The organism is Vibrio sp. J1-1, assembly GCF_021728395.1.
Taxonomy (GTDB): domain Bacteria; phylum Pseudomonadota; class Gammaproteobacteria; order Enterobacterales; family Vibrionaceae; genus Vibrio.
In genome coordinates this window covers 188,294-214,077 of the sequence record NZ_JAKKCM010000006.1, presented here as the reverse complement: position 1 = coordinate 214,077, position 25,784 = coordinate 188,294, and the positions used below count along the sequence as shown (strand labels likewise).

The following is a 25,784-nucleotide window of genomic DNA, read 5'->3' as shown; positions in this document are numbered from 1 at the left end:
CATGTTAACTTCAGAAGGTCAACACGTCCTAATGTCCACCTGAAACAGCTGGAGTTAGGTCAGTATTGTGCAGCGTTATCCAACCTGCTTCGTAGAAAGACGCGGTTGCTGGCTCTAAGAAGAACATAATCCCCATAAGACCTACAATCGCTAACACTACGGTGTATGGCAATGCCATGATAACCATTCGGCCATAAGAAAGGCGAATAAGCGGTGCAAGTGCTGAAGTCAGCAAGAATAGAAACGCAGCTTGTCCATTTGGTGTTGCTACTGAAGGTAAGTTTGTACCGGTATTGATAGCCACCGCTAGCAAATCAAACTGCTCACGGGTAATCAAGCCTTCGATGAGAGCGGTTTTTACTTCGTTGATATAAACCGTACCAACAAACACGTTGTCCGAAACCATGGATAGCAAGCCGTTTGCGACATAGAACAGGGCAAGCTGGGTTCCTTTGTCTTCTACAGCGAGTACAGCATCAATAACTGGCTTAAATAGCTGTTGGTCTATGATTACGGCGACGACAGAGAAGAACACGGCAAGTAAGGAGGTAAATGGCAATGCTTCTTCAAACGCTTTACCCATTGAATGTTCATCAATAACACCAGTAAACGACGTTGCCAGAATAATAACCGAAAGCCCGATCAGACCAACCGCTGCTAAGTGTAATGCAAGAGCAACAATTAGCCATACTGCGATAAAGCCCTGAACCCAAAGCTTAGCCACGTCTTGATTTGTACGTGTTTTACGCTCTTCGCGGTCGAAGTCGACAAGGATTTGGCGAACGTTATTGGGCAGTTGTGAGCCGTAACCAAAGACTTTTAGCTTTTCTACCAATGCACAAGTAATCAAGCCACAGAATAGAACAGGTAACGTAACGGGTGACATTCGAATCAGGAACTCACCGAAAAACCAACCAGCCTGATCGGCAATGATAAGGTTTTGAGGTTCACCCACCATGGTGGTTACACCACCAAGTGCAGTACCCACACCAGCGTGCATTAGCAATGAGCGTAAAAATGCGCGGTAGTTTTCGAGGTCATCACGAGTCAGCTCGGTGATGGTGTCATCTTGTGTATGGTCATGGTCGCCAATAGGGTTGCCTGACGCTACTTTGTGGTAAATCGAGTAGAAGCCTACTGCAACGCTGATAACCACAGCAATAACGGTTAGCGCATCCAAAAACGCAGATAAAAACGCCGCGGCAAAACAAAATGCCAGTGACAGAAGCGTTTTTGAGCGAATGCCAAGTAATATTTTGGTAAAAATAAACAGCAGAAGGTGCTTCATGAAGTAGATACCGGCAACCATGAATATTAGAAGTAACAACACTTCAATATTCGCTACCAACTCATGTTTCACTTGTGCAGGGCTAGTCATCCCAATTGCAATGGCTTCGATTGCAAGTAAACCACCTGGCTGTAACGGGTAGCATTTTAACGCCATTGCTAACGTAAAAATAAATTCAGCGACCAGCAACCATCCAGCAACAAATGGACTGATAAAAAAGAAAACAATAGGGTTAATTATTAAGAAGGCTATAATGGCAACTTTGTACCAATCAGGCGCTTTACCTAGAAAGTTCTTGATAAAAGCGTTTCCGAGCGATATCGGCATGATAAATCTCTTTATAATAAATTTATGAATAGATACTACAATTTAGTGCATAAGTACTTGTTTATTGGACTTATTGTTTAGCCTTTTAAAACAGTAACTTAGTAAAACAACAATCCTTTGTTTTATTGTAGTCTTGCCAAGTTACTTCCTTTGAACTTAAGCACCGCTCATTTTCGATCGCAAACTCTACACTCACGTTTTTAATAGTCAATAACAAAGCGCAAGGCTTCTGACTTAAATAACTTTTCTAATGTAATAACGCGATCGAACGTGTGGCATTATATCATGAAAGTTTTATAAAACTCCTTTTGGGACACTAAATGACGACTAGGTACGAAAAATAATAATGTAACTGAAAAATTTGTTGAGCGAGTACAAACTAATTTTTTATATTTTAAATATAAAAATGTGACTAAAGTTTCGTTATTTTCAGAGGAATTATGAGCAGTGCCTTTTAAGTAAAATGTTGGTTTTACTTGTTAGAGTGAAGTTATTAATGATTCACTATTGAGACTATATGTAGAGTTTTTGCTCTATTTTTATGGTGCTTCAAATATTCTTCGTTAGTTTTCTCAAACCGTTAACTAGTGGTATGATGAGTAGTATCGACCCTCAAAAATCAATATTGGATAAACGTAGAATGGTCATAAAGGCGAAAAGCCCTGCTGGATTTGCAGAAAAGTACATTATCGAGAGCATTTGGAACGGCCGTTTTCCTCCGGGCTCAATTTTACCTGCTGAGCGTGAGCTGTCTGAACTGATCGGTGTTACGCGCACAACGTTGCGAGAGGTTCTTCAACGATTAGCACGTGATGGATGGTTGACCATTCAGCATGGCAAACCAACAAAAGTAAACCAATTCATGGAGACGTCAGGTCTGCACATTTTGGATACGCTGATGACCTTGGATGTCGATAATGCAACGAATATTGTAGAAGATCTGCTTGCAGCACGCACGAACATCAGCCCAATCTTCATGCGCTACGCGTTTAAGATGAATAAAGAAAGCTCTGAGCGTACGATCAAGAACGTGATTGAGTCTTGTGAAGCACTTATGAATGCCACGTCTTGGGATGAATTTATCGCCTCTTCTCCGTATGCAGATAAGGTTCTGCAAAACGTTAAAGAAGACAACGAAAAAGACGAGGCGAAGCGACAAGAGATCCTCATCGCTAAAACGTTCAACTTCTACGACTATATGTTGTTTCAGCGTTTAGCATTCCATTCTGGCAACCAGATTTATGGTCTTATCTTTAACGGATTGAAAAAACTGTATGACCGTGTCGGCAGCTACTACTTCTCAAATCCAGCTTCTCGCGAGTTGGCGTTAAAATTCTACCGTCAGCTGCTGGAAACATGTGAAAATACGGAGCCTGATCAGCTTCCTGTTGTTATTCGTCATTACGGTATCGAAAGTGCATTGATCTGGAACGAAATGAAGAAGCAGTTACCAACTAGCTTTACCGAAGATGATAGCTAAGTTTAATAACTACTCATGATTCTAAAAAACCGCAGACAAGGTCTGCGGTTTTTTATTGTCTTATTTACAGTAATGGGGGTTACGCTAGTGTGAGTCTGGGAAGGGGTAAGTAAAGTTCTTCAACTACCGTTGAAAGTACATGGTCGTACGTATTAAAAATCGTCAACGATAAATCCGAGGTAATATCGTATAGCTGTTCTTCTGTCAGCCCTGTGACTCTATCTTCAACATAATCGTGCAGAGCCTGTATTGAACGCACTGCGACTGGTGACGATATACTTAGTGGGGCGATTACGGCTAATTGATTGAGCTTACGAAGCATAATGGCTGCTGTGTTCTTTAAACGTTCCTGATCGGACACATCATCAAAGTCTCTGATACAAATACGTAACTGAGTGAGTGTTTCGAGATTATCAATGATGGCCTGCCAGCTAATATGGTATTCATCGTGGAGCTCATCTCTTTGCTCGATAGCGAGCCAAGCAATGGTGATCTCATCCATTAAGAACAGGCAGTGGCGGATGAGCTTACCATGTTCCATCTGATTACGAGCCACACTGTTTTGTCGCCATTGCTCCAGCATTTTGTTTACATTTATCTGTAAGACTCGATACATAGGTTTGTTTTCTGAGCGTGATGACTCCACAAGAATATGCAATTTCTGGGTCAAAGCCTGATTAAGATTCTCTATTTCCTGTTCTTTATTTTTATTGAATTGAATAGAGTAGTGTGTCGCGGCACGATGACGACGAAGTAGGTGCACTACATCACGTAGTAGTGTTAGTAACTTATATTTACTCGCATGTTGCTGCTCTCGTTTTGATGAGAGGTGATAAATACCAGCGAGAATGACTATAGACAGTAATGTCGAAATCAAGACAAACATGACTAACTCCTTGTTAGTTCTTAAGACCTAGCTAAGGTAGCCATGCAAAATTTATTCCTAACCAGTTTTATATCTAAACAGTGCCCGAAAGACCTAAATTGTTAGTTTTGCTCAATTTTGGTGCGATAAATGCACAATATTGTGAAATTGATCAAAAAATCCCCGCCATTTTGGCGGGGATTCTGTGAAGTAAGTCTTAACTCGTTAATGGCGAATTACATTACGCGCATACCAGGCTGAGCACCTTCGTGTGGCTCAAGAATCCATAGGTCACTGCCGCCAGGGCCAGCTGCTAGGATCATGCCTTCAGACATACCAAACTTCATCTTACGAGGTTTTAAGTTGGCTACCATTACGGTTAGCTTGCCTTCTAGCTCTTCAGGTTTGTACGCTGACTTAATGCCAGAGAATACTTGACGAGTTTCACCACCGATATCCAATTGGAACTTAAGCAGTTTGTTTGCTTTTGGCACTTCTTCACAAGAGATGATGCGAGCGATACGCATATCTACTGCAGCAAAAGCGTCGAACTCAATCTCTTCAGCGATTGGATCTTTATCTAGCTCAGTTTGGCTAGCCTTGTTCTTTTCCGCTTCGGCTTTTTCTTTCGCCGCCATTTCTGCCGCCGCATCTTCTTTTGACGCTTCGATCATCGCTTCGATGTTCTTAGGATCAATACGGTTGAACAGTGCTTTGAACTTAGTGATCTCGTGACCCGTTAGTGGCGCCGCAATGTTTTCCCAAGTCAGTTCTTGGTTTAGGAACGCTTCAGTACGCGCAGCAAGTGCTGGCATTACTGGTTTTAGGTAAGTCATCAGTACGCGGAACAGGTTGATACCCACAGAACAGATTTCTTGTAGTTCCTGATCTTTGCCTTCTTCTTTTGCTACAACCCACGGTGCTTTTTCATCAACGTATTGGTTAGCTTTGTCTGCCAGTGCAGTGATTTCACGAATAGCACGACCAAATTCACGCGTTTCGTAAAGCTCAGCAATACGGTCAGCGGCAGCAACGAACTCGTTGTACAGCTCAGGCTCTGCAAAGTTGTCAGACAGCTTGCCTTCAAAACGTTTTGCGATGAAGCCAGCGTTACGTGATGCTAGGTTAACGATCTTGTTCACAACGTCAGCGTTTACGCGCTGAGTGAAGTCTTCAAGGTTAAGGTCTAGGTCGTCGATACGGCTGTTTAGCTTCGCCGCGTAGTAGTAACGTAGACATTCTGGGTCTAGGTGTTCTAGGTAAGTGCTCGCTTTGACGAAGGTACCTTTAGACTTAGACATTTTCGCGCCGTTCACCGTTACGTAACCGTGTACGAATACGTTGTTAGGTTTGCGGAAACCAGAACCTTCTAGCATTGCTGGCCAGAATAGGCTGTGGAAGTAAACAATGTCTTTACCGATGAAGTGGTACAGTTCTGCTGAGCTGTCTTTGTTCCAGTATTCGTCGAAGTCTAGATCGTCGCGCTTGTCACATAGGTTTTTGAAAGAGCCCATGTAGCCAATAGGTGCGTCTAGCCATACGTAGAAGAATTTGTTCTTCTCACCTGGGATCTCGAAACCAAAGTAAGGCGCATCACGTGAGATATCCCACTGTTGTAGACCAGATTCAAACCACTCTTGCATCTTGTTCGCGGTTTCAGCTTGTAGCGAGCCAGAGCGAGTCCACTCTTTTAGCATGCTTTCAAACTGAGGCAGGTCGAAGAAAAAATGTTCAGAATCTTTCATTACTGGCGTCGCACCAGAAACGGCAGATTTCGGATTGATCAGTTCTGTCGGGCTGTAAGTCTCACCACAGTTGTCACAGTTATCACCGTACTGGTCTTCAGACTTACATTTCGGACAGGTACCTTTTACGAAACGGTCCGGTAGGAACATCTCTTTTTCTGGGTCGAACAACTGAGAAATAGTGCGGCTAGAAATAAAACCGTTTTTCTTTAGCTCAAGGTAGATGTGCGAAGCCAGCTCGCGGTTCTCTTCTGAGTGCGTGCTGTGGTAGTTATCAAAGCTGATATCAAAGCCAGCAAAGTCTTTCTGGTGTTCTTCGCTAACTGCGGCAATCATTTCTTCAGGAGTAATACCCATCTGTTGCGCTTTAAGCATGATTGGCGTGCCGTGAGCATCGTCAGCACAGATGAAGTTTACAGTGTTGCCACGTAGGCGTTGGTAACGAACCCAGATGTCTGCTTGGATGTGTTCAAGCATATGACCAAGGTGAATCGAACCGTTAGCGTACGGAAGGGCACAAGTTACCAGCATTTTTCTTGAAGAAAGAGGTCTTGGATCGTTTGCCATACTTAATATTCGCTTTTCTTGATAGGTATAAAGATTTTTGATGGATAATACTACCCCATGAGCTCACTAACTCCAAGGTGTCAAACTGTGGAATGCCTTAGTTTTTTTGGGGTTCTGATTACGATGGGTCAGTGGTAGCATGGGACTCAAAAGGAGGGCGTATGCATCAGTTCACTTCAAAACAAGATTTTTGTGATTGGTTTAACCAGTTCGAACACCCACTGTTGGTGGATAATTGGTCAAATGTTAGCGGTATCGTAACGATAACAGCACAAGGTGGTATTGATATTACTTTACCATTCGCAAGTAATGAGCTTAAAGCCTCGTTACACGATTGGGTCAAGCAGCAGCAAAGCTCTCGGGCAGTACCTGAGTTTGCGTTTCAAATTGAATTGAGTGTCAAGGCTCTGGAAACACACGTGACCAATAATGTTAAAGGGGTAAAAAACATTATAGCGGTCAGTTCGGCAAAAGGCGGCGTAGGTAAATCAACCACAGCAGTAAACTTAGCGTTGGCGATTGCTCAATCAGGTGCAAAAGTTGGTCTGTTGGATGCTGACATCTATGGCCCTTCGGTTCCTATGATGCTTGGCCAAGAAGATGCCAAACCAGAAGTGCGTGATTCAAAATGGATGGAGCCTATTTTGGCTCATGGGATCTATACTCATTCTATTGGTTATCTAGTTGACAAGTCAGAAGCGGCTATTTGGCGTGGTCCTATGGCCTCGAAAGCTTTGTCACAACTGCTTACCGAAACCGACTGGCCTGAATTGGACTACTTGGTTATCGACATGCCACCTGGTACTGGGGACATACAACTTACCTTGTCACAGCAAATCCCTGTGACAGGAACGGTATTGGTGACGACACCACAAGACCTAGCATTGGCTGATGCGCGTAAAGGTGCAGCAATGTTTAACAAAGTGAATGTGCCTGTTGTGGGTGTTGTTGAAAATATGAGCTATCACATCTGTAGCCAATGTGGTGCGACTGAGCACATCTTTGGAATGGGTGGAGCTGAGAAAATGTGTCAGGAGTTTGGTTTAGCGCTTTTAGGCCAAATCCCATTGCATATTTCAATGCGAGAAGACATTGACTCCGGGGTCCCAACTGTTGCGAGAAGACCAGACAGTGAGCATGCAGGCTACTACAAACAGCTCGCTGATCGTGTATGCAGCACGATGTATTGGCATGGTAAAGCCAAACCAGATGCAATCAGTTTTACAATGGTCAATTAACTCTTAACTAAGTTTGTTAAGTTTTATGGTTGAAAGTTGCATGTTTTAACGTTTACTCGGAGGTTAATCCTCCGAGTCGTTAGAAACTTACGGCTAAACTCTAATTCCAGCTAGTAACTAAGAGGTGAACTCCCTATAATCACGCGGTTTATCTTTTTATGTCACTAGAAATCATCATCGGGTGCAAATTAATGTCTGATAATAATCATTGCGTCATCGTAGGTATTGCTGGCGCTTCTGCTTCTGGAAAAAGTCTGATCGCAAGCACCATTTATAACGAGCTTCGCGAGAAAGTAGGCGATCATCAAATCGGTGTCATCACGGAAGATTGCTATTACAACGACCAAAGCCACCTAAGCATGGAAGAGCGAGTAAAGACCAACTACGACCACCCGAGTGCGTTGGACCACGACTTGCTATGTGAGCACCTTGAAAAGTTAGTTCGTGGTGAAGCAGTAGAAGTACCAGAGTACAGCTACACTGAGCACACCAGAACAAGTCACACTACAACATTGACACCTAAAAAGGTCATTATTCTTGAAGGTATTCTTCTTCTTACTGATCCTCGTTTACGTGACCTAATGCATGCGACGGTATTTATGGACACACCGCTAGATATCTGTCTGCTTCGTCGTGTTAAGCGCGATGTTGAAGAGCGTGGTCGTACAATGGAATCCGTTCTAAAGCAATATCAACAGACAGTGCGTCCGATGTTCATGCAGTTTATCGAACCTTCTAAGCAATATGCGGATATCATTGTTCCTCGTGGCGGTAAAAACCGCATTGCAATTGATGTACTAAAAGCTCACATTGCAAGACTTCTGAAAGCATAAGTCTTTAAACGGCTATATCGCTTTATTTTTGTAAAAAGAAGTGGCACCTTAGGTGTCACTTCTTTTTTTGTTTTTAAATTAATCAGTTGCACTACAATAAAGGATAATTTCACGCTTTCACGGAACTGTCAGCGATAGAATAAATCAACTATTATGATACCAATCGTAGTAAATAATCGGTCATTCTAGCTTGATAAAACACTCGATAATGGCGTTAAAAGTTCTGATTGTAGAATAACTACTTATCGAAAACTTTTGCTTTGTTCTCAAGTGTTTTTCCTACGCTATTTCTGAACACTGATTTACTGTGATTGGTACGATTTAAAAACACACGAGCAAGGATAAACAAATGAAGAAACTGCTCTTAATTATTGCAATACCAGTTGTCCTAGTTGTTGGGGCGATTCTCGCTTTAACTATTTTTGTAAACCCTAATCAATTTAAGCCTCTTATCGTTGAACAAGCCCAAAAACAAACGGGTTTGGAGTTAGTGATTGAAGGGGATCTTAGCTGGCAATTTTTCCCGTCCATTGGTCTTGAGCTAGGTCGTACCGAACTGAGAAACCCACAAGGCTTCAGTCAGCCAAATCTGTTCAAAGTAGATGCTGTGAGCGTAGAGGTATCCGTTACTCCGCTTTTCAGTAAGCAGTTGGAAATTGGTAATGTCACACTCGACGGTGCCGAGTTTTATCTCGAAACTAAGTCGGATGGCAGCAAAAATATTGATGCACTGACGCAAGCGCAACAATCGCAACAAGTAGATAGTACAGCAGCATCGGAACAGAGCGCAGAGACACAACAGTCAGGTTCTGATTGGACGATCAATCTTGCTGGTGTAACTGTATCTAATGGTTCTTTAGAGATTCAGGATAAGCAAGCCGACAGTTACACCAAACTGTATGATATTTCTCTCAATCTTTCTGAATTTGCTTTTGATAATTGGACGACAGCAGATTTTGGCATAAAAGGTGAGATGAATGACCAGAAGTTCACCGCACAAGGTCAAGCAGATTTTAAATTAGCTAAAGGTCTTGCAAGTTACGAGCTAAAGAACATCAAGGTTGATGCAACTTACGCTGACCCAAGCAACAATATCGAATCGGCCAACATCACTTTGGATACTTTTGCATTTGATACTGCTAATAACTTGAGCTATGCCCTTAAAGGCAGTGCTGCAGATATGAAGTTGGACATGCAAGGCGCAGCTCAACTAAGTGTCGACAACGCGATCAGTAAAGTGCAATTAGACAAGTTATCACTTAAATCGACATTTGAAGGTGATACTCTGCCACAATCGCCGATGAAGGTGGACATGTTATCTGATTTGTCTTTTGATCTGAGCAAAAGCCACTTAAGTTTTGTGTTGGAGAAGCTCACAGCAAATGCTATCGAGCTAGACGGCAAAGCGGATGTGACTTTAAGTGATATCCCTAAAGTTCGTTTTGCGCTGCATAGCCCAAATATTGATTTGGATGAATTCCTGGGGCTAAACCAGCAATCTGGTGGTAAATCGGCATCAACTAGCGAAACCACCAAAACAGGCCCAGAAGCAGAACCTGATTTGTCAGCACTGAAGACACTGGATGTTAAAGGTGACATCGCGATAGACAACTTCAAAGCGGCAAACGCGAAAATGGAAGCCGTGAAAGCAAGCTTTACAGTCAACCGTGGCGTTGCTGAACTCACTTCATTCAGCTCAAAACTCTATCAAGGCACGATTAACGCGAAAGCACAATTGGATGCTCGTAAGACTCCTGCGACATACATTGTAACGAATACGATTAAAGGTGTGCATGTACAACCGTTATTAGTGGATGTTGCTGATAATGATAAGTTAGAAGGCACCGGTAATATTGACATCAACGTGAAAGGCAACAGCCTAACACCGACGGGAATTAAACAGAACCTAGTTGGAACGGTGGCGATTAACTTTGCTGATGGTGCTGTTCATGGCATCAACGTGGCGCAGTTAATCCGAGAAAACTACGCAAAATTCAAAGGTCAGTCGGTTGAAAGCACGAAGGAAGTGAAGAAAACGGACTTCAGTGCAATGACTGCAACATTGAGGCTAAACAAAGGCGTAGTATCAACAGATGACATGAAGGCACAGTCACCATTGCTGCGTGTGCGTGGTAAAGGTAAAGCAAATTATCTGAACGAAACCGTCGATTTCACTATCAGTACGTCCATTGTCGGCACGCTAGAAGGGCAAGGTGGTAAGAATATCGATGAGCTGAAAGACATTACGATACCCATCAATGTGTCTGGTAAGTGGGCTGACCCTAAGTTCAAACTGGTATTTGATGATGTGCTGAAACAAAAAGCACAAAAAGAGATTGACCGTGGTGTAGAGAAACTTACGGACAAAATCAAAGATGAGAAAACTAAAGAAGCGGTTGACGGTTTGTTGAAAAACTTATTTAACTAACCTCCGTTGATATGCAAAGGGTTGGCACTTCGCCAACCCTTTTTGATTCCTAAAGGAAAGTCTTCAAATTACCAATCCACACCTTTCAAGGCTTTTACGCCGGACTCGAAAGCGTGCTTGACGTTTTTCACCTCAGAGACGGTGTCGGCCATTTCAATCAGTGTACGATGCGCACCGCGGCCTGTGATGACAACAGACTGCATTTTAGGGCGATTGTTGAGTGCTTCTACAACTTCATCTAAATCTATGTAGCCATAACTGACCATGTAAGTCAGTTCGTCGAACAGAACCACATCAAGAGATTCGTCTTGCAGCATGCGCTTACATTCTTGCCAGACCAATTGTGCCGCTTCTGTATCTGCCGATTTGTTTTGAGTCTCCCAGGTAAAGCCCGTCGCCATAACTTGAAACTCAACGCCTAATTTCTCAAGTAGGTTACGTTCACCGTTATCCCAAGTGCCTTTAATAAATTGGGCAACAGCGCAATTCAAACCATGTCCTACGGCACGAGCAATAGTGCCAAAGCCTGACGTGGATTTACCTTTGCCATTTCCTGTAATAATTAGGAGCAAGCCCTTTTCTTCCTGCGCGGCAGCGATTTTAGCGTCTACCTGTTCTTTCACTTTCTGTTGGCGAGCCTTGTGACGGGCTTCTTTATTTTCTTCGATAGACATATTAGTACCTCAATTCCTTTTATTACACCCAGGCGTCGCATGAGCTTGGGTTAGTCGTATTATGTCGCTATGATAGATCAACAAGTGATTCAGAAAAACCACCGATAATTCAGGGAATAAAATGAAGAGAATACTCGTTGTTTGTATGGGAAATATTTGTCGCTCTCCCACAGGGGAAGCGGTACTCAGAGCGAAAGCAAACAAGCTTGGTGTTACGGTAGAGGTTGATTCTGCAGGGACTATTGGTTATCACGCAGGTAATCCTCCCGACTCTCGGGCTATGTTGGCAGGAAAACAGCGAGGATATTCTTTTAAAGGCATGCGAGCGCGTCAGGTAAAAAGTGACGACTTTGAGTACTTTGATATGGTACTGGCGGCAGACAAAGCCAATTTAGCCGATCTTTTTGATATTTGTCCTGCTGAGCACCGCCATAAAATCACTTTGTTTCTCAGTCACTCTGATTCCAGCTATGACGAAATTCCGGACCCATACTACGGAGGAGGAGATGGTTTTGAGTTGGTATTGGATCTAATTGAAGAGGCGGCAGAAGTCATTTTGAAGAAGTTGTAACTTCTAAATACCCAGCCAAATAAAAAAGGGATGAGTTTGACTCATCCCTTTACCTATTTATCTTCGAATTGTATTACCCGGCTAGCAAGTCAGTTGCAACTTTGTAGCTAGGGTCTTCTTTGACATTGATTTCGACCAGACTGCCTGCTTTGTCGAGAAGTTTACGGCAATCTTGGCTCAAGTGGCGTAAATGAAGTGTCTTGCCCAAAACGGCGTAACGCTCTGCCAAGGTCTCAATTGCTTCAATCGCTGAGTGGTCAGTAACTCGTGAGTCAGCAAAGTCGACGATGACATCTTTCGGGTCTTCTTGTGCGTTGAACAATTCAAGGAAGTTCGCAGCAGAACCAAAGAAGATAGGGCCGTGGATTTTGTATTCTTTTGAACCTTCTTCATTCAGGCACGTGTCAGCGTAGATGTGCTTAGCATGCTGCCAAGCAAACATTAGGGCAGACGCGACCACACCAACACCTACTGCAACAGCAAGGTCTGTAAGTACAGTCACCACAGTTACCAGTAAGATAACGAAGAAGTCCTGTTTTGGTACGCGGCGAGCCAGTTTAAATGTCGCCCATTCGAATGTACCGATTACAACCATAAACATCACACCAACAAGTGCTGCAAGAGGAATCATTTCGATTAGCGAAGATGCGAACAGGATAAACATCAACAAAGCGACGGCCGCAACGATACCAGAAAGGCGACCACGACCACCTGAGTTTACGTTGATCATCGATTGACCAATCATCGCACAACCACCCATAGCACCGAATACTGAACAAGTCATGTTAGCCATACCTTGACCAATACATTCACGGTTAGATTGGCCGCGTGTATTTGTCATCTCATCCAATACTGTCAGAGTCAGTAGAGACTCAATCAGACCGATAGCAGCAAGGATAATGGCGTAAGGAAGGATGATCTGTAGTGTTTCCAGTGTTAATGGCACCATTGGAATAGAGAATGTTGGCAGAGAGCCAGCTAGCGTCGCCGCTTCATCACCAGACATTGTACGTAAAAAGTCAACTACGGTACGGGTTTCAAGATCTAAACCAACCACTAGCGCGGTAACCGTTACGATAGCTACCAGCGAAGATGGTACTGCCGTTGTAATTTTAGGTAAGAAGTGAATGATTGCCATTGTTAGTGCAACCAAACCAAGCATTAGCATCATCTGATCTTGTGGTAACCAAGTCAAAATGCCGTTGATGTCAGGCGCTTTAAATTGGCCAAGTTGAGCCAAGAAGATAACGATCGCCAAGCCGTTTACGAAGCCGATCATCACTGGGTGCGGTACGATTCGGATAAATTTACCTAACTTGAACAGTCCAGCGGCAACCTGAAGAATACCCGCGAGCATAATGGCTGCGAATAAGTATTGAACGCCGTGACTAGCAACAAGAGATACCATTACAACGGCCATTGCGCCTGTTGCACCGGAAATCATGCCTGGACGACCACCAAAGATAGAAGTGATCAAGCCAACGATAAATGCAGCGTAAAGACCAACCATTGGGTCTACACCAGCAACGAATGCGAATGCGACTGCTTCAGGAACCAATGCTAACGCTACGGTCAAACCTGAGAGCACGTCATTTTTTACAGAGTGCTTTGAAAATTGCGGAAATTCGAACATGTTTGTTTTTAAGTTCTCGTTGAGGTGAGTTTATCCCGACACATATTCGTATTTGCACAAGCCACTGAAAAGATGAATTTAGAGCTCACTCAATCAGTGTAAACCGTAGTAATAAAAGAGCAGCATCAGAATGGTGTCGAAAACTTTAGTCGGCGAATGCTACCGAAAAGTGTGATTAAGTTCAAGAATGATACGAATAATGACCTATATATGTGATCATTCGTTGATATTGATATGAAGAATTAGAGCAAATCAGTACCCAATAAAAAGGCTGCCAAAAGGCAGCCTTTATTTTGCGTTTCAGACTATTACTCGTTCAAACTAGCTAAAGTTTGGTTTAGTCATCTCCGCAGAAGCACTGTTTTTCGCTACTTGACTACCTGCGCCTTTAGGCTGATAGCGTTCCGCTTTAAATGGTGCTGCAGTCACTTCAATCTCACGTAGCTCCTGAGGTCCCGGTGCTTTTGTCATTGGTGCACTTGCGTTTGGCTTAGTGACCGCTTTAAACACATCTAGGATTGGCTCTTTAACTTCAGCAGGAACAGGCGTTTTCACCTCTTCTACAGTTTCAGTCGTTTCAGCAACAGTTTCAACTACTGGCTCTGCAGGTTGCTCTGTTACTGAAGCTTCAACTGTTGCTTCAGTCGCGTCGCCAACTGGTGCCTCATTTGCTTCTACGATTGGCGTTGCTGGTGCTTGTTCTACAACAGCTGGTTCAGCAATCACTGGTTCGGTGACAGGGGCTTCGACTTTTACCTCTTCTTGAGGTTTAGGCTCTGCGACGGCTGGCACATCACGGCGGATAATTACTTTACCCATCGCCATCTCTGGGCAAGCGAAACCACCTTGCATTGTCGGTACTGCTGCGACTGCTGCTTCTTCCTTAACTCGCTCTTCCTTCTTAGGCGCTGGTTTTGGAATGTAACGTGGCATCACTTTACCCATTGCCATCTCAGGAGAGGCAACACCACCTTTGCGTAGGCGGAATGGGTTAGGGCGACGATCGCGACCACGACGACGGCGTTGACCACTTGCACGAAGGTGGCGTGGTGAACGACGATTACGACGTTGTTTTGACTCTGCTTGTTTGTTTTCTTGCTGAGTTTCTACTGCCTCTACGACTGATTTCTCAACTGGAGCTTCAACCGATTCTGCAGCCTTAACCAGAGTTTCTTCAGCTTGGACAGCAGCCTGCTGATCTTTAACACGAACAGATTTGTTTAGTTTACGACGTTGGCGACGTTCTTTAACTTTTTCTGCTTTAGCGCTTGGCTTCGCTTTGCTGCTTTCTGGTTTTTCTTCAGAGCGCGCTTCTGCTGCAAGCTGTAGACCTTTTTCTGCTACTTTTGCGTTCACTTTTTGCTCTTGAGCTTTTTCTGCTTGTGGAGCTTTAGGCTTACGCTTCTGGTTACGATTTTGCTGTTTATTGCCAGTTGCTTGTTGCTGCTGAGTATCGTTCTGCTCAGTAGCTTGTTCATCGCGAGGTTTACGACGGCGACGGTTATCGCGGCTGTCACGGTTATCACGTTGGTTGCTGTTGCTACGACGACGATCGTTACGATCTCGCTTGTTACGCTTATTGTCGCGGCTTGGTTTTGGCTCTTCTTGTGGTTTCGGCTCTTCTTTTACTTCTTGAGAACCACCGAATAAGAAACTACCAAGTGCTTTAAACAGACGGCTAAATAGGCCTGGTGTGACTTCTTTCTTCACCTCTTCGCTTTCTTTCTTCTTCGCCACTGGTGCTGGTTTAGAAGCTGGAGCTGGAGCTGGTGCTGATTGTGAAGGTGCAGCAAAGCCTTTAAGTACTGGCTCTTCTAGTCGCTTCGGCTTGATATCTGTTTCTACTGGTTCCTTACCTTCCGCTTCTTTAAGCGCTTCCAGTTTCTTAGGAAGTAGGTAAGAAATTAGGTCAAACTCTTCGCCTTCACGGACACGAATCACTTCGAAGTGCGGTGTTTCCATATCAGAGTTAGGAACTACCGTAATTTGCACTTCTTGAATGCGTTCGATGTGGTTAACTGAGCGGCGTTTTTCGTTCAATAGGTAAGAGGCGATTGGTACTGGGACTACCGCCAATACTTGTGCGGTATTGTCTTTCAGTGCTTCTTCTTCGATTAAACGAAGAACAGAAAGTGCTAAAGATTCGTTGTCACGGACAACACCCGTACCACTACAACGTGGACAGATGTGGTGGCTCGCTTCCGCAAGAGAAGGGCTCAAACGCTGACGAGACATTTCTAGCAGACCAAAACGAGAGATACGGCCAATTTGTACGCGAGCACGGTCTAAACGAACGGCTTCACGTAGGCGGTTTTCTACCTCACGCTGGTGGCGAACAGGCGTCATATCGATAAAGTCGATAACAACCAGACCACCTAGGTCACGTAGACGTAGCTGACGAGCAATCTCATCGGCTGCTTCTAAGTTAGTGTTAAGTGCGGTCTCTTCGATATCACCACCCTTAGTTGCGCGAGCTGAGTTGATATCGATAGAAGTCAGTGCTTCTGTTGGGTCGATAACAATTGAGCCACCAGATGGCAGGCGCACTTCACGTTGGAAAGCCGATTCAATCTGACTTTCAATTTGGTAGTGGCTGAACAGTGGCACTTCACCGTCGTATTTCTTAACACGGTTAATAAAATCCGGGCGAACCAATTGAATGTGCGCTTTTGCACGCTCATAAATGGTGTTGCTATCGATAAGGATTTCACCAATATCACGACGTAAATAGTCACGGATTGCGCGAACAATAACGTTACTTTCCTGGTGGATCAGGAATGGAGCAGGGTTGGAATCTGCTGCACCTTTAATCGCTCCCCAATGGTTCAGTAGAACGTTTAAATCCCATTCAAGTTCTTCTGCACTCTTACCAACACCTGCTGTACGCACGATCAGACCCATGCCTTGTGGCAGTTCTAATGTGCTGAGTGCAGCTTTTAGTTGAGTACGCTCGTCACCTTCGATACGGCGAGAAATACCACCAGCACGAGGGTTGTTAGGCATAAGAACAAGGTAGCTACCTGCTAGAGAAATGAAAGTAGTCAGAGCTGCGCCCTTGCTACCACGTTCCTCTTTTTCCACTTGTACGATTACTTCCTGGCCTTCGGTCAGCACTTCCTTAATGCTTGGACGGCCTTGGTATGTGTAACCTTCTGGGAAATATTCGCGGGCAATTTCTTTGAGAGGGAGGAAACCGTGACGCTCAGATCCGTAATCAACAAATGCGGCTTCTAAGCTTGGTTCAATACGTGTGATACGTCCTTTGTAGATATTCGCTTTTTTAGATTCATGTCCCGGACTCTCGATATCAAGATCGAAAAGTCGCTGGCCATCAACCAGAGCGACACGCAACTCTTCTTTTTGAGTTGCGTTAATTAACATTCTTTTCATTGAAAATTCTCGTTGTCTTTTCTTTTATATCTTTCTTGTCGACTTGCCACTGTTTGGTCGCTTTCCACGGTGCCTGATCCCATGACTTATATTTTGCAGCCTCCCGGCTGGAAGGGGATGCTCTAGGGCACTTCAGTTATCACAAATCTCTTTAGGTTTCTGTCGGAAACGCAGACTTGTGACCCGCTATTTGGGCGGTAGGTACTCAACGTGAATATGCGAGGAGTAGGGCGGCAAGTGTGTTGAATTCAAGGTGTCTTACGCCAACTGCAGCACCTGACGTTCAACGTTCTACTCACACTGCTTGAGGAGTAATGAATGGTAGTGAATAAATTATAACCAAACCTTCCTTAGCAGCTGTGAACTATAGCAGTGCGCGTCGCTATCAGCAATCTGCTTTAATACAATCGGTAGAAAAATTGCCACAAAATTCAAATTTTGTAATTTATAACTGGCTGTTTCCTAAACAATTGAATCATGTAAAGTGATGAAGACACAAAACAAGCTTAAAACTTGATAGAGAGTTTTAATAATTTAAACAAAAGCTTGGGCGATTTTAGACCAGTCTGTTCTAGCAAGTGTTTCTTTTGCAGAAAGAATAATGTGAAGTCACGGGTATTTGCGTTTACAATAGCGCGCATGAGCGAAATAAGAACTAAAGTCCAGTTTGTCGACATCGATGAAGACATGGCGGGTCAGCGCATTGATAACTTTTTGCGCAACCAATTAAAAGACATTCCTAAAAGTATGATTTATAGAATCGTGCGAAAGGGAGAGGTACGCGTTAATAAAAAGCGTATTAAAGCAGAGTACAAACTAAAAGCGGGCGATCTGGTTCGTATTCCTCCAGTTACTATGGAGAAGAAAGAAGACGACGTAGCGCCGAGCACTAAACTTAATCGAGTCGCAGAGCTGGAAGATATGATCATTTTTGAAGATGACCATATGCTCATTCTCAACAAACCTTCAGGGACCGCGGTTCATGGTGGCAGTGGCTTGAAGTTTGGTGCTATCGAAGCCCTTCGAGCTTTGCGTCCTGACGCACGTTTTCTTGAGCTAGTGCATCGTATTGACCGTGATACCTCAGGCATTCTACTTGTGGCTAAAAAGCGTTCAGCGCTTCGTCACCTGCAAGCACAGTTCCGAGCAAAAACAGTGAAGAAGTTTTACTTCGCGCTGGTAATGGGGCAATGGAAAAGCAGTTGTAAAGTGGTTAACGCGCCGCTGCTGAAAAATGAAGTCAACAGCATTGTTCGTGTGAATCCAAACGGTAAACCATCCGAAACACGCTTTAAGATCTTGGAGAAGTTTGAACAGGCAACGCTGATTCAAGCAAGTCCAATTACCGGGCGTACTCACCAAATTCGTGTGCATACTCAGTACACGGGGCATCCGATCGCTTGGGATGATCGTTATGGCGACCGCCGTTTTGATGCATACACTGGACAATATGGTTTGGATCGGCTGTTCCTTCATGCGGCTAACATTAAGTTCCAGCATCCTTCAAATGATGAATGGATGGAAATTAACGCGAAGATGGAACCTAAGTTAGAGAAAGTACTGGCTGGTTTAAGAAAAGCGTAATGGTATTTTTCTAGCGGTAAGTAAGGGAGCCAATGGCTCCCTTTGTTCTATTGTATTAAAGGACATCAAGCCCTTGAACGCGCAACATGTCAATTAAGTCAATGATTGGCAGACCCACGAGCGTGTTCGGGTCTTTTCCCACAAGTTTTTTAAACAAGCAAATTCCCATGCCTTCACTTTTGAAACTGCCCGCGCAGTAAAAAGGCTCTTCTCTATCTATATAGCGTTCTATTTGTTCACGAGTTAAATCCCGGAAGTGAACCTCGAAGGTGTCGTAACCAACTTCGGTATGGTTAGTAGCGGTATTGTGTACGGCGAGACCTGTATAAAAAGTGATTACATTGCCACTTTGAGCCAGTAGCTGCTCGATGGCATTTTCACGATTGAGTGGCTTGCCAACGATATTATTGTTAATGACACAAACTTGATCGCTACCGACAATCAGGCTTGGCTGATTTGTTGTACAAGAAGTCGCTTTATTGGCGGCTAACCGCATGACAAGTTCTACAGGCTTTTCGTCTTCTAACGGTGTTTCGTCACAGTCTGGTGAGACACAAATAAACGGTACTGAAAGTTTTTCCAGCAGTTGTCGGCGAAAAGGGGAGGTTGAGGCTAAAACCAGTTGGTAATTTTTCATTTTGATTTACAATTCGCAAGAGCATTTCCGATAGGATAATCGATCAAAAATGATTCTGGCTAATGCTCTGTATGATAAGCGTAAAAAAGTACAACTTTTTTGCCTTTTTCTTTGACTAATTTTGATTTGGAAGATAATATTCGCGCCCTATGCAAAAGGTAAAAATACCGCGAACGGTTGATCCGGCGAAGGCGGCACAGAAACGATTGGACTACGATGGCATCATCCAAGGCAGTCTTTTTAAGCGCTTAGCGGAAGCAACTGAAGGCGTAAAACGCGACGCAGAAGTCTCATTGTCATTTGAGATAGATGAACAGCGACTTGTTGTTATCTCTGGTAAAGCTAACATCGAAGTCGAATTAGAATGTCAGCGTTGTAATGAGGTATTCACACATCAGTGTGAAGTTGAATTCCTTTACACTCCTTACTATGGTGAGAAGACGGAAGAGGAAGCACCGGAAATTTATGATTTGGTAGATCTAAATGAGTACGGTGAATTAGACCTTATACAACTGGTTGAGGACGAGTTCATCTTAACATTACCTCAAATTGCGATGCACGATGAAGCGGATTGTAGCGTTGATTCAAATAACATGGTTTTTGGTGAGCTTCCTGAAGAAATTGAGGAAAAGAAACCGAATCCATTCGACGTTTTGAAAAGTCTGAAAAAGTAATAGGTGTGGTCACCGATTCTTATTCAGGTTTTTAACCCAATAGTATAGGAGTAGGGTCAATGGCCGTACAAAAAAACCGTAAAACTCGTTCTAAGCGCGGTATGCGTCGTTCACACGATGCGCTAACTACAGCTGCTCTATCTGTAGACGCGACTTCTGGTGAAACTCACCTACGCCACAACGTAACTGCTGAAGGTTACTACCGTGGCAAGAAGGTTATCAACAAGTAAGGTTGAACCTTTGCAAACTATTACCGTTGCACTTGATGCAATGGGCGGGGATTTCGGTCCTCGCGTAACAGTGCCTGCCGCCGTGCAGGCACTGTCTCATTTCCCAGAGCTAAAAGTGGTCCTTATTGGTGATCAATCATTGATCACGTCTCAATTATCTCAATTAGGTGCTTCTACCCATTCTCGTTTGACGATTCTCCATAGTGAGAAAGTGATTTCTAACTCAGAAAAGCCCTCTTTAGCACTACGCAATAGCCAAAATAGCTCGATGCGTAAAGCCATCGATCTTGTTTCAGAGCAAAAAGCAGACGCTTGCGTCAGTGGCGGTAATACCGGTGCATTGATGGCGCTGTCACGTTTTATTCTCAAATTGCTGCCTGGTATTGATCGTCCTGCTTTAGTGTCTGCTTTACCAACCATCAGTGGAAAGCGTACTTGGATGTTGGATCTGGGTGCGAATGTATCTTGTGATGCAGACAGCTTGTTTCAATTTGCCGTGATGGGCAGTGCGTTGGCTGAACAGCACTTGGGTCATCCCGCTCGTGTGGCGGTTCTTAATATCGGTGCAGAAGAAATAAAAGGGAATGATCTCGTTAAGCGCTGTGCAGAAATGCTTTCACAAACCGACGCAATTAATTTTGTTGGTTATATTGAAGGTAATCAAATACTGCATGACGTTGCTGATGTCATCGTTTGTGATGGATTTGTCGGTAACGTATGCTTAAAGGCCAGTGAGGGAACAGCACAACTTTTTATCGAAAAAATTAAAACCAGTATAATGGCGTCTACGATAAAGGGTTGGATTGCTAGAAAGTTGTTTTCCCGGCTATTTAATGAACTAAAAATACTGAACCCCGACCAGTATAACGGCGCAAGTTTGCTAGGATTGCGCGGCATTGTCATTAAAAGCCATGGAAGTGCTGATGTATCTGCAATTGTCAATGCACTTGGAGAGGCAGTACACGAGGTCAAACGACAAGTACCAGGCCGTATTAGCGATCGTTTAGAAGCGGTTTTACTCGAGAGGCATTATTAGTCTTCATGTATAGCAAAATTTTAGGTACTGGCAGCTACCTGCCATCTCAGGTGCGTACTAACGCAGATCTAGAGAAAATGGTAGATACAAGTGATGAGTGGATTGTTGCTCGCACGGGTATTAAAGAGCGTCGAATCGCAGCAGAAGATGAAACAGTCGCTGACATGGCATTCTACGCAGCTGAAAACGCTATCGATATGGCAGGTATAGATAAGAACGACATTGATCTTATCATTGTTGCCACTACCAGCAGTAGTCATACTTTCCCTTCATCTGCGTGTCAGGTGCAGGGAAAGCTTGGCATTAAAGGTTGTCCGGCTTTTGACTTAGCCGCTGCTTGTTCTGGCTTTGTTTATGCTCTATCTGTAGCTGACCAGCACATCAAAACAGGTATGTGTAAAAACGTATTGGTGATTGGTGCAGACGCATTGTCAAAAACATGTGACCCGACTGACCGTTCAACCATTATTCTGTTTGGTGACGGCGCAGGTGCGGTTGTTGTTGGAGCAAGTGAAGAGCCTGGCATCATTTCTACGCACATATACTCGGATGGTCAATTTGGTGAGCTTTTGAGCTTACCAGTGCCTGATCGTGGTAAAGATGCGGATAAATGGCTTCACATGGCTGGCAACGAAGTATTCAAGGTTGCAGTAACCCAATTGTCTAAATTAGTTAAAGACACACTTGAAGCCAACAACATGCATAAGTCTGAGCTAGACTGGCTAGTGCCGCATCAAGCGAACTACCGAATTATCTCAGCGACGGCTAAGAAGCTATCAATGTCTCTGGATCAAGTTGTATTGACCTTAGACAAGCATGGTAATACTTCGGCAGCGACAGTACCAACAGCGCTGGACGAAGCGGTGCGTGATGGTCGCATCAAGCGTGGACAAACTCTGCTACTAGAAGCATTTGGTGGCGGTTTCACTTGGGGCTCTGCTCTGGTGAAATTCTAAGTTTCACGAGAATTCAAAATTTAAGGTGCACTGAAGTGCATCTTATTTCTTTTTACATTGCTTAAAGGAAAACAACATGAGCAAGTTTGCTATCGTATTTCCAGGCCAAGGTTCTCAAACAGTAGGTATGCTGGCTGAGCTTGGCGAACAATATGACGTAGTAAAACAAACATTTGCAGAAGCATCTGACGCACTAGGTTACGATCTATGGGCGCTTGTTCAAAATGGCCCTGCTGAAGATCTCAATCAAACGTTCCGTACACAGCCTGCATTGTTAGCGTCGTCTGTGGCTATTTGGCGTGTATGGCAAGAGCTTGGTCTTGAGCAACCTGCAAACCTTGCGGGTCACAGCTTGGGTGAGTATTCAGCACTAGTATGTGCAGGTGTGATTGACTTTAAAGAAGCAATCAAACTGGTTGAGCTGCGTGGTCAGCTAATGCAAGAAGCAGTACCTGCAGGCACTGGCGCAATGTACGCAATCATTGGCCTAGATGATGAATCTATCGCAAAAGCGTGTGAAGAAGCAGCGCAAGGCGAAGTGGTTTCTCCGGTAAACTTCAACTCTCCTGGTCAAGTTGTTATCGCTGGTAGCAAAGACGCAGTAGAGCGTGCAGGTGCATTGTGTAAAGAAGCAGGTGCTAAGCGTGCGCTTCCTCTTCCTGTTTCAGTGCCTTCTCACTGTGCTCTGATGAAACCTGCGGCAGAAAAACTGGCTGTTGCTCTAGAATCTATTGAGTTTAATGCGCCACAGCTTCCAGTGATCAACAACGTTGATGTGGCAGCTGAAACTGATCCTGCAAAAATTAAAGACGCGCTTGTTCGCCAGCTACATAGCCCAGTTCGTTGGACTGAGAGCGTACAGCTGATGAGTGAGCAAGGCGTAGAAAATCTTCTTGAGCTTGGTCCTGGCAAAGTGTTGACAGGTCTAACTAAACGTATCGTGAAAACACTAAGTGCAGCGGCTGTTAACGATGTAGCGTCGTTAGAAGCAGCTAAATAATTTAGCGTTAAGACACGATAATAAAAGGAAAACACAACATGATGAATCTAGAAGGTAAGATCGCTCTAGTGACTGGCGCAAGCCGTGGCATTGGTCGTGCGATTGCTGAACTTCTTGTTGAACGTGGTGCAACAGTAATTGGTACTGCGACGTCTGAAAGTGGCGCAGCTGCTATCAGCGAATACCTAGGCGAAAACGGTAAAGGTCTGGCACTTAACGTCACTGACGTTGAGTCTATCGAAGCAACACTAAAAACCATCAATGATGAGTTTGGTGTGATCGATATTCTAGTAAACAACGCAGGTATCACTCGTGATAACCTACTAATGCGTATGAAAGATGATGAGTGGAATGACATCATCGATACTAACCTGACACCAATTTTCCGTATGTCTAAAGCGGTATTGCGCGGCATGATGAAAAAGCGTGCGGGTCGTATTATCAACGTAGGCTCTGTCGTGGGTACTATGGGGAATGCAGGCCAAACTAACTACGCAGCGGCAAAAGCAGGTGTGATCGGTTTCACTAAATCGATGGCTCGTGAAGTTGCTTCTCGTGGCGTAACAGTAAACACTGTTGCTCCAGGTTTCATCGAAACTGACATGACTAAGGCATTAAATGACGAGCAACGTGCGGCAACTTTGTCTAACGTTCCTGCTGGTCGTTTGGGTGATCCTCGCGAAATTGCATCAGCAGTGGTTTTCCTTGCTTCACCTGAAGCAGCGTACATTACTGGTGAAACTTTGCATGTAAATGGTGGCATGTACATGGTTTAATACGACAGTTTCGGCAAAATAAGCTATTTTACATTGTGAAGAATAGCTTATAGTTGCAGTTAACTGTCATGAACTTGTCATGCTTATGCGCAAGATTTGTGCATGATTTAAGTCAAAAATGTATTGAAATTCGGTTAAATTCGCTAATTTTGTGGTTTGACCAGCAAGGACCCCCTTGCAACTTTCAATAGTTCGAATAAACTACGGAATCATCGCATTAGGCGAAATCTGTAAAGGAAAAGAAAAAATGAGCAACATCGAAGAACGCGTAAAGAAAATCATTGTTGAACAGCTAGGTGTAGACGAAGCAGAAGTTAAAAACGAAGCTTCTTTCGTTGACGATCTAGGTGCTGATTCTCTAGACACTGTAGAACTAGTTATGGCTCTAGAAGAGGAATTCGACACTGAGATTCCTGACGAAGAAGCTGAGAAGATCACTACTGTTCAAGCTGCAATCGACTACGTAAACAGCGCTCAGTAATTATCTCTCCCAGGCGGTCTCCTAGACCGCCTGTGTTCTTTCTAACTTCTTCTATCCTCTCATAGAAATATTCAATTCCCGGAGAATTATATCGTGTCCAAGCGTCGTGTAGTTGTCACTGGCATGGGTATGTTGTCACCGGTAGGCAACACAGTAGAATCATCTTGGAAAGCCCTGCTAGAAGGTCAAAGTGGTATTGTGAATATCGAGCACTTTGATGCTACGAATTTCTCAACTCGTTTTGCAGGTCTTGTGAAAGATTTCGATTGCACAGAGTACATGTCTAAGAAAGATGCTCGTAAAATGGATTTGTTTATCCAGTACGGCGTTGCAGCAGGCATGCAAGCAATTGATGACTCTGGCTTACAAATTACCGAAGAAAACGCGGCTCGAGTTGGTGTTGCCATCGGCTCAGGTATTGGTGGTCTGGAACTGATTGAATCAGGTCACACTGCGTTAGTAGACAAAGGCCCTCGCAAAGTTAGCCCATTTTTTGTTCCTTCGACCATCGTAAACATGGTTGCAGGTAACCTATCTATCATGCGTGGTCTTCGTGGTCCAAACATCGCGATTTCTACTGCATGTACTACTGGTCTACATAACATCGGCCATGCAGCTCGCATGATCGCCTATGGCGATGCTGATGCTATGGTTGCCGGTGGTTCTGAAAAAGCGTCAACACCATTAGGCATGGCAGGCTTTGGTGCTGCTAAAGCGCTATCTACTCGTAACGATGAACCTCAAAAAGCGTCTCGTCCATGGGATAAGGGCCGTGATGGCTTTGTTCTTGGTGACGGCGCCGGCATCATGGTACTTGAAGAGTACGAACATGCTAAGGCTCGCGGTGCTAAGATCTACGCAGAGCTAGTTGGCTTTGGTATGTCGGGCGATGCTTATCACATGACCTCTCCAAGTGAAGATGGTTCAGGTGGTGCATTGGCGATGGAAGCTGCAATGCGTGATGCTAAAATCGAAGGTACTCAAGTGGGTTATGTAAACGCACATGGTACTTCGACACCTGCTGGTGATGTGGCTGAAATCAAGGGCGTGAAACGTGCGCTTGGTGAAGAAGGCGCTAAGCAAGTTCTCGTTTCTTCAACGAAGTCTATGACAGGTCACCTACTGGGTGCTGCAGGCTCTGTAGAAGCAATCATCACGGTGATGTCTTTGGTTGATCAAATTGTTCCGCCAACCATCAATCTAGATGATCCAGAAGAAGGTCTAGATATCGATCTTGTACCGCACACAGCGCGCAAGGTTGAAGGTATGGAATACGCAATTTGTAACTCGTTTGGCTTCGGCGGTACAAACGGTTCTTTGGTATTCAAAAAGTTCGCTGAATAACATTTGTTTTCAGAGTAACACTGTCTA

The 25,784-nt window shown here is 44.2% G+C and carries 21 protein-coding genes; 14 read left to right on the top strand and 7 right to left on the bottom strand.

The features are described from left to right. Positions 1 to 28 precede the first annotated feature (28 nt). The gene (gene nhaB / locus L3V31_RS11830) at positions 29 to 1,615 is read right to left on the bottom strand and encodes a Na(+)/H(+) antiporter NhaB (protein ID WP_237316244.1); all 1,587 of its coding nucleotides are present in this window, start codon (positions 1,613 to 1,615) and stop codon (positions 29 to 31) included. Positions 1,616 to 2,255: 640 nt separating this feature from the next. Between nhaB and fadR the strand changes: the two genes are divergently transcribed. Then, positions 2,256 to 3,095, top strand: coding sequence for a fatty acid metabolism transcriptional regulator FadR (gene fadR, locus L3V31_RS11825; protein ID WP_237316338.1), 840 nt, complete (start codon positions 2,256 to 2,258; stop codon positions 3,093 to 3,095). Between the two features lie 79 nt (positions 3,096 to 3,174). On the opposite strand, the gene L3V31_RS11820 is transcribed toward fadR, so the two are convergent. Next, on the bottom strand, positions 3,175 to 3,981 hold the full coding sequence (locus tag L3V31_RS11820) for a hypothetical protein (RefSeq protein ID WP_237316243.1): 807 nt from the start codon (positions 3,979 to 3,981) through the stop codon (positions 3,175 to 3,177). A gap of 215 nt (positions 3,982 to 4,196) precedes the next feature. Continuing rightward, positions 4,197 to 6,272 carry a methionine--tRNA ligase gene (gene metG, locus L3V31_RS11815; RefSeq protein WP_237316242.1) on the bottom strand — a complete coding sequence of 692 codons (2,076 nt, stop codon included), beginning with the start codon at positions 6,270 to 6,272 and terminating at the stop codon, positions 4,197 to 4,199. A gap of 161 nt (positions 6,273 to 6,433) precedes the next feature. On the opposite strand from metG, the gene apbC reads away from it, so the two are divergent. From apbC to L3V31_RS11800, 3 genes are all read left to right on the top strand, one after another. Continuing rightward, on the top strand, positions 6,434 to 7,510 hold the full coding sequence (gene apbC, locus L3V31_RS11810) for an iron-sulfur cluster carrier protein ApbC (RefSeq protein WP_237316241.1): 1,077 nt from the start codon (positions 6,434 to 6,436) through the stop codon (positions 7,508 to 7,510). A 191-nt stretch (positions 7,511 to 7,701) separates the two neighbouring features. Next, complete coding sequence (gene udk / locus L3V31_RS11805; RefSeq protein WP_237316240.1) at positions 7,702 to 8,343, top strand: uridine kinase; 642 nt, start codon at positions 7,702 to 7,704, stop codon at positions 8,341 to 8,343. Between the two features lie 349 nt (positions 8,344 to 8,692). Beyond that, positions 8,693 to 10,771, top strand: coding sequence for an AsmA family protein (locus tag L3V31_RS11800; protein WP_237316239.1), 2,079 nt, complete (start codon positions 8,693 to 8,695; stop codon positions 10,769 to 10,771). Between the two features lie 68 nt (positions 10,772 to 10,839). Here L3V31_RS11800 and cobO read toward each other — a convergent pair whose 3' ends face one another. Beyond that, positions 10,840 to 11,445, bottom strand: a complete 606-nt coding sequence (cobO, locus tag L3V31_RS11795; RefSeq protein ID WP_237316238.1) for a cob(I)yrinic acid a,c-diamide adenosyltransferase — start codon at positions 11,443 to 11,445, stop codon at positions 10,840 to 10,842. A gap of 121 nt (positions 11,446 to 11,566) precedes the next feature. On the opposite strand from cobO, the gene L3V31_RS11790 reads away from it, so the two are divergent. Next, positions 11,567 to 12,016, top strand: a complete 450-nt coding sequence (locus L3V31_RS11790) for a low molecular weight protein-tyrosine-phosphatase (RefSeq protein ID WP_237316237.1) — start codon at positions 11,567 to 11,569, stop codon at positions 12,014 to 12,016. A gap of 73 nt (positions 12,017 to 12,089) precedes the next feature. Here L3V31_RS11790 and L3V31_RS11785 read toward each other — a convergent pair whose 3' ends face one another. Both L3V31_RS11785 and rne read right to left on the bottom strand, forming a co-directional pair. After that, a complete protein-coding gene (locus L3V31_RS11785; RefSeq protein ID WP_237316236.1) occupies positions 12,090 to 13,649 on the bottom strand; it encodes a SulP family inorganic anion transporter in 1,560 nt (519 codons plus the stop codon). A 321-nt stretch (positions 13,650 to 13,970) separates the two neighbouring features. Further along, positions 13,971 to 17,039, bottom strand: a complete 3,069-nt coding sequence (gene rne / locus L3V31_RS11780) for a ribonuclease E (protein ID WP_237316235.1) — start codon at positions 17,037 to 17,039, stop codon at positions 13,971 to 13,973. A gap of 639 nt (positions 17,040 to 17,678) precedes the next feature. Between rne and rluC the strand changes: the two genes are divergently transcribed. Continuing rightward, positions 17,679 to 18,623: a 23S rRNA pseudouridine(955/2504/2580) synthase RluC gene (rluC, locus tag L3V31_RS11775; RefSeq protein WP_176291947.1), complete on the top strand. Its 945-nt coding sequence runs from the start codon at positions 17,679 to 17,681 to the stop codon at positions 18,621 to 18,623. A gap of 55 nt (positions 18,624 to 18,678) precedes the next feature. Here the strand turns inward: rluC and L3V31_RS11770 are convergent, their stop codons facing one another. Continuing rightward, on the bottom strand, positions 18,679 to 19,260 hold the full coding sequence (locus L3V31_RS11770) for a nucleoside triphosphate pyrophosphatase (protein ID WP_237316234.1): 582 nt from the start codon (positions 19,258 to 19,260) through the stop codon (positions 18,679 to 18,681). 149 nt (positions 19,261 to 19,409) lie between these two features. On the opposite strand from L3V31_RS11770, the gene yceD reads away from it, so the two are divergent. From yceD to fabF, 8 genes are all read left to right on the top strand, one after another. After that, positions 19,410 to 19,934: a 23S rRNA accumulation protein YceD gene (gene yceD / locus L3V31_RS11765; protein WP_237316233.1), complete on the top strand. Its 525-nt coding sequence runs from the start codon at positions 19,410 to 19,412 to the stop codon at positions 19,932 to 19,934. A 59-nt stretch (positions 19,935 to 19,993) separates the two neighbouring features. After that, entirely contained in the window at positions 19,994 to 20,164 is a 171-nt protein-coding gene (rpmF, locus tag L3V31_RS11760; protein WP_014232495.1) for a 50S ribosomal protein L32, read from the top strand. 10 nt (positions 20,165 to 20,174) lie between these two features. Beyond that, positions 20,175 to 21,200 (top strand): phosphate acyltransferase PlsX, encoded by a 1,026-nt coding sequence (plsX, locus tag L3V31_RS11755; RefSeq protein WP_237316232.1) that lies wholly within the window; start codon positions 20,175 to 20,177, stop codon positions 21,198 to 21,200. Between the two features lie 5 nt (positions 21,201 to 21,205). Further along, the gene (locus L3V31_RS11750) at positions 21,206 to 22,156 is read left to right on the top strand and encodes a beta-ketoacyl-ACP synthase III (RefSeq protein ID WP_237316231.1); all 951 of its coding nucleotides are present in this window, start codon (positions 21,206 to 21,208) and stop codon (positions 22,154 to 22,156) included. Positions 22,157 to 22,232: 76 nt separating this feature from the next. Then, a complete protein-coding gene (gene fabD / locus L3V31_RS11745; protein WP_237316230.1) occupies positions 22,233 to 23,156 on the top strand; it encodes an ACP S-malonyltransferase in 924 nt (307 codons plus the stop codon). 41 nt (positions 23,157 to 23,197) lie between these two features. Next, positions 23,198 to 23,932 (top strand): 3-oxoacyl-ACP reductase FabG, encoded by a 735-nt coding sequence (gene fabG / locus L3V31_RS11740; RefSeq protein WP_237316337.1) that lies wholly within the window; start codon positions 23,198 to 23,200, stop codon positions 23,930 to 23,932. A 247-nt stretch (positions 23,933 to 24,179) separates the two neighbouring features. Continuing rightward, on the top strand, positions 24,180 to 24,413 hold the full coding sequence (acpP, locus tag L3V31_RS11735) for an acyl carrier protein (RefSeq protein WP_004406112.1): 234 nt from the start codon (positions 24,180 to 24,182) through the stop codon (positions 24,411 to 24,413). Positions 24,414 to 24,506: 93 nt separating this feature from the next. Further along, positions 24,507 to 25,757 carry a beta-ketoacyl-ACP synthase II gene (gene fabF, locus L3V31_RS11730; RefSeq protein ID WP_014232490.1) on the top strand — a complete coding sequence of 417 codons (1,251 nt, stop codon included), beginning with the start codon at positions 24,507 to 24,509 and terminating at the stop codon, positions 25,755 to 25,757. The last annotated feature ends 27 nt before the right edge of the window (positions 25,758 to 25,784 follow it).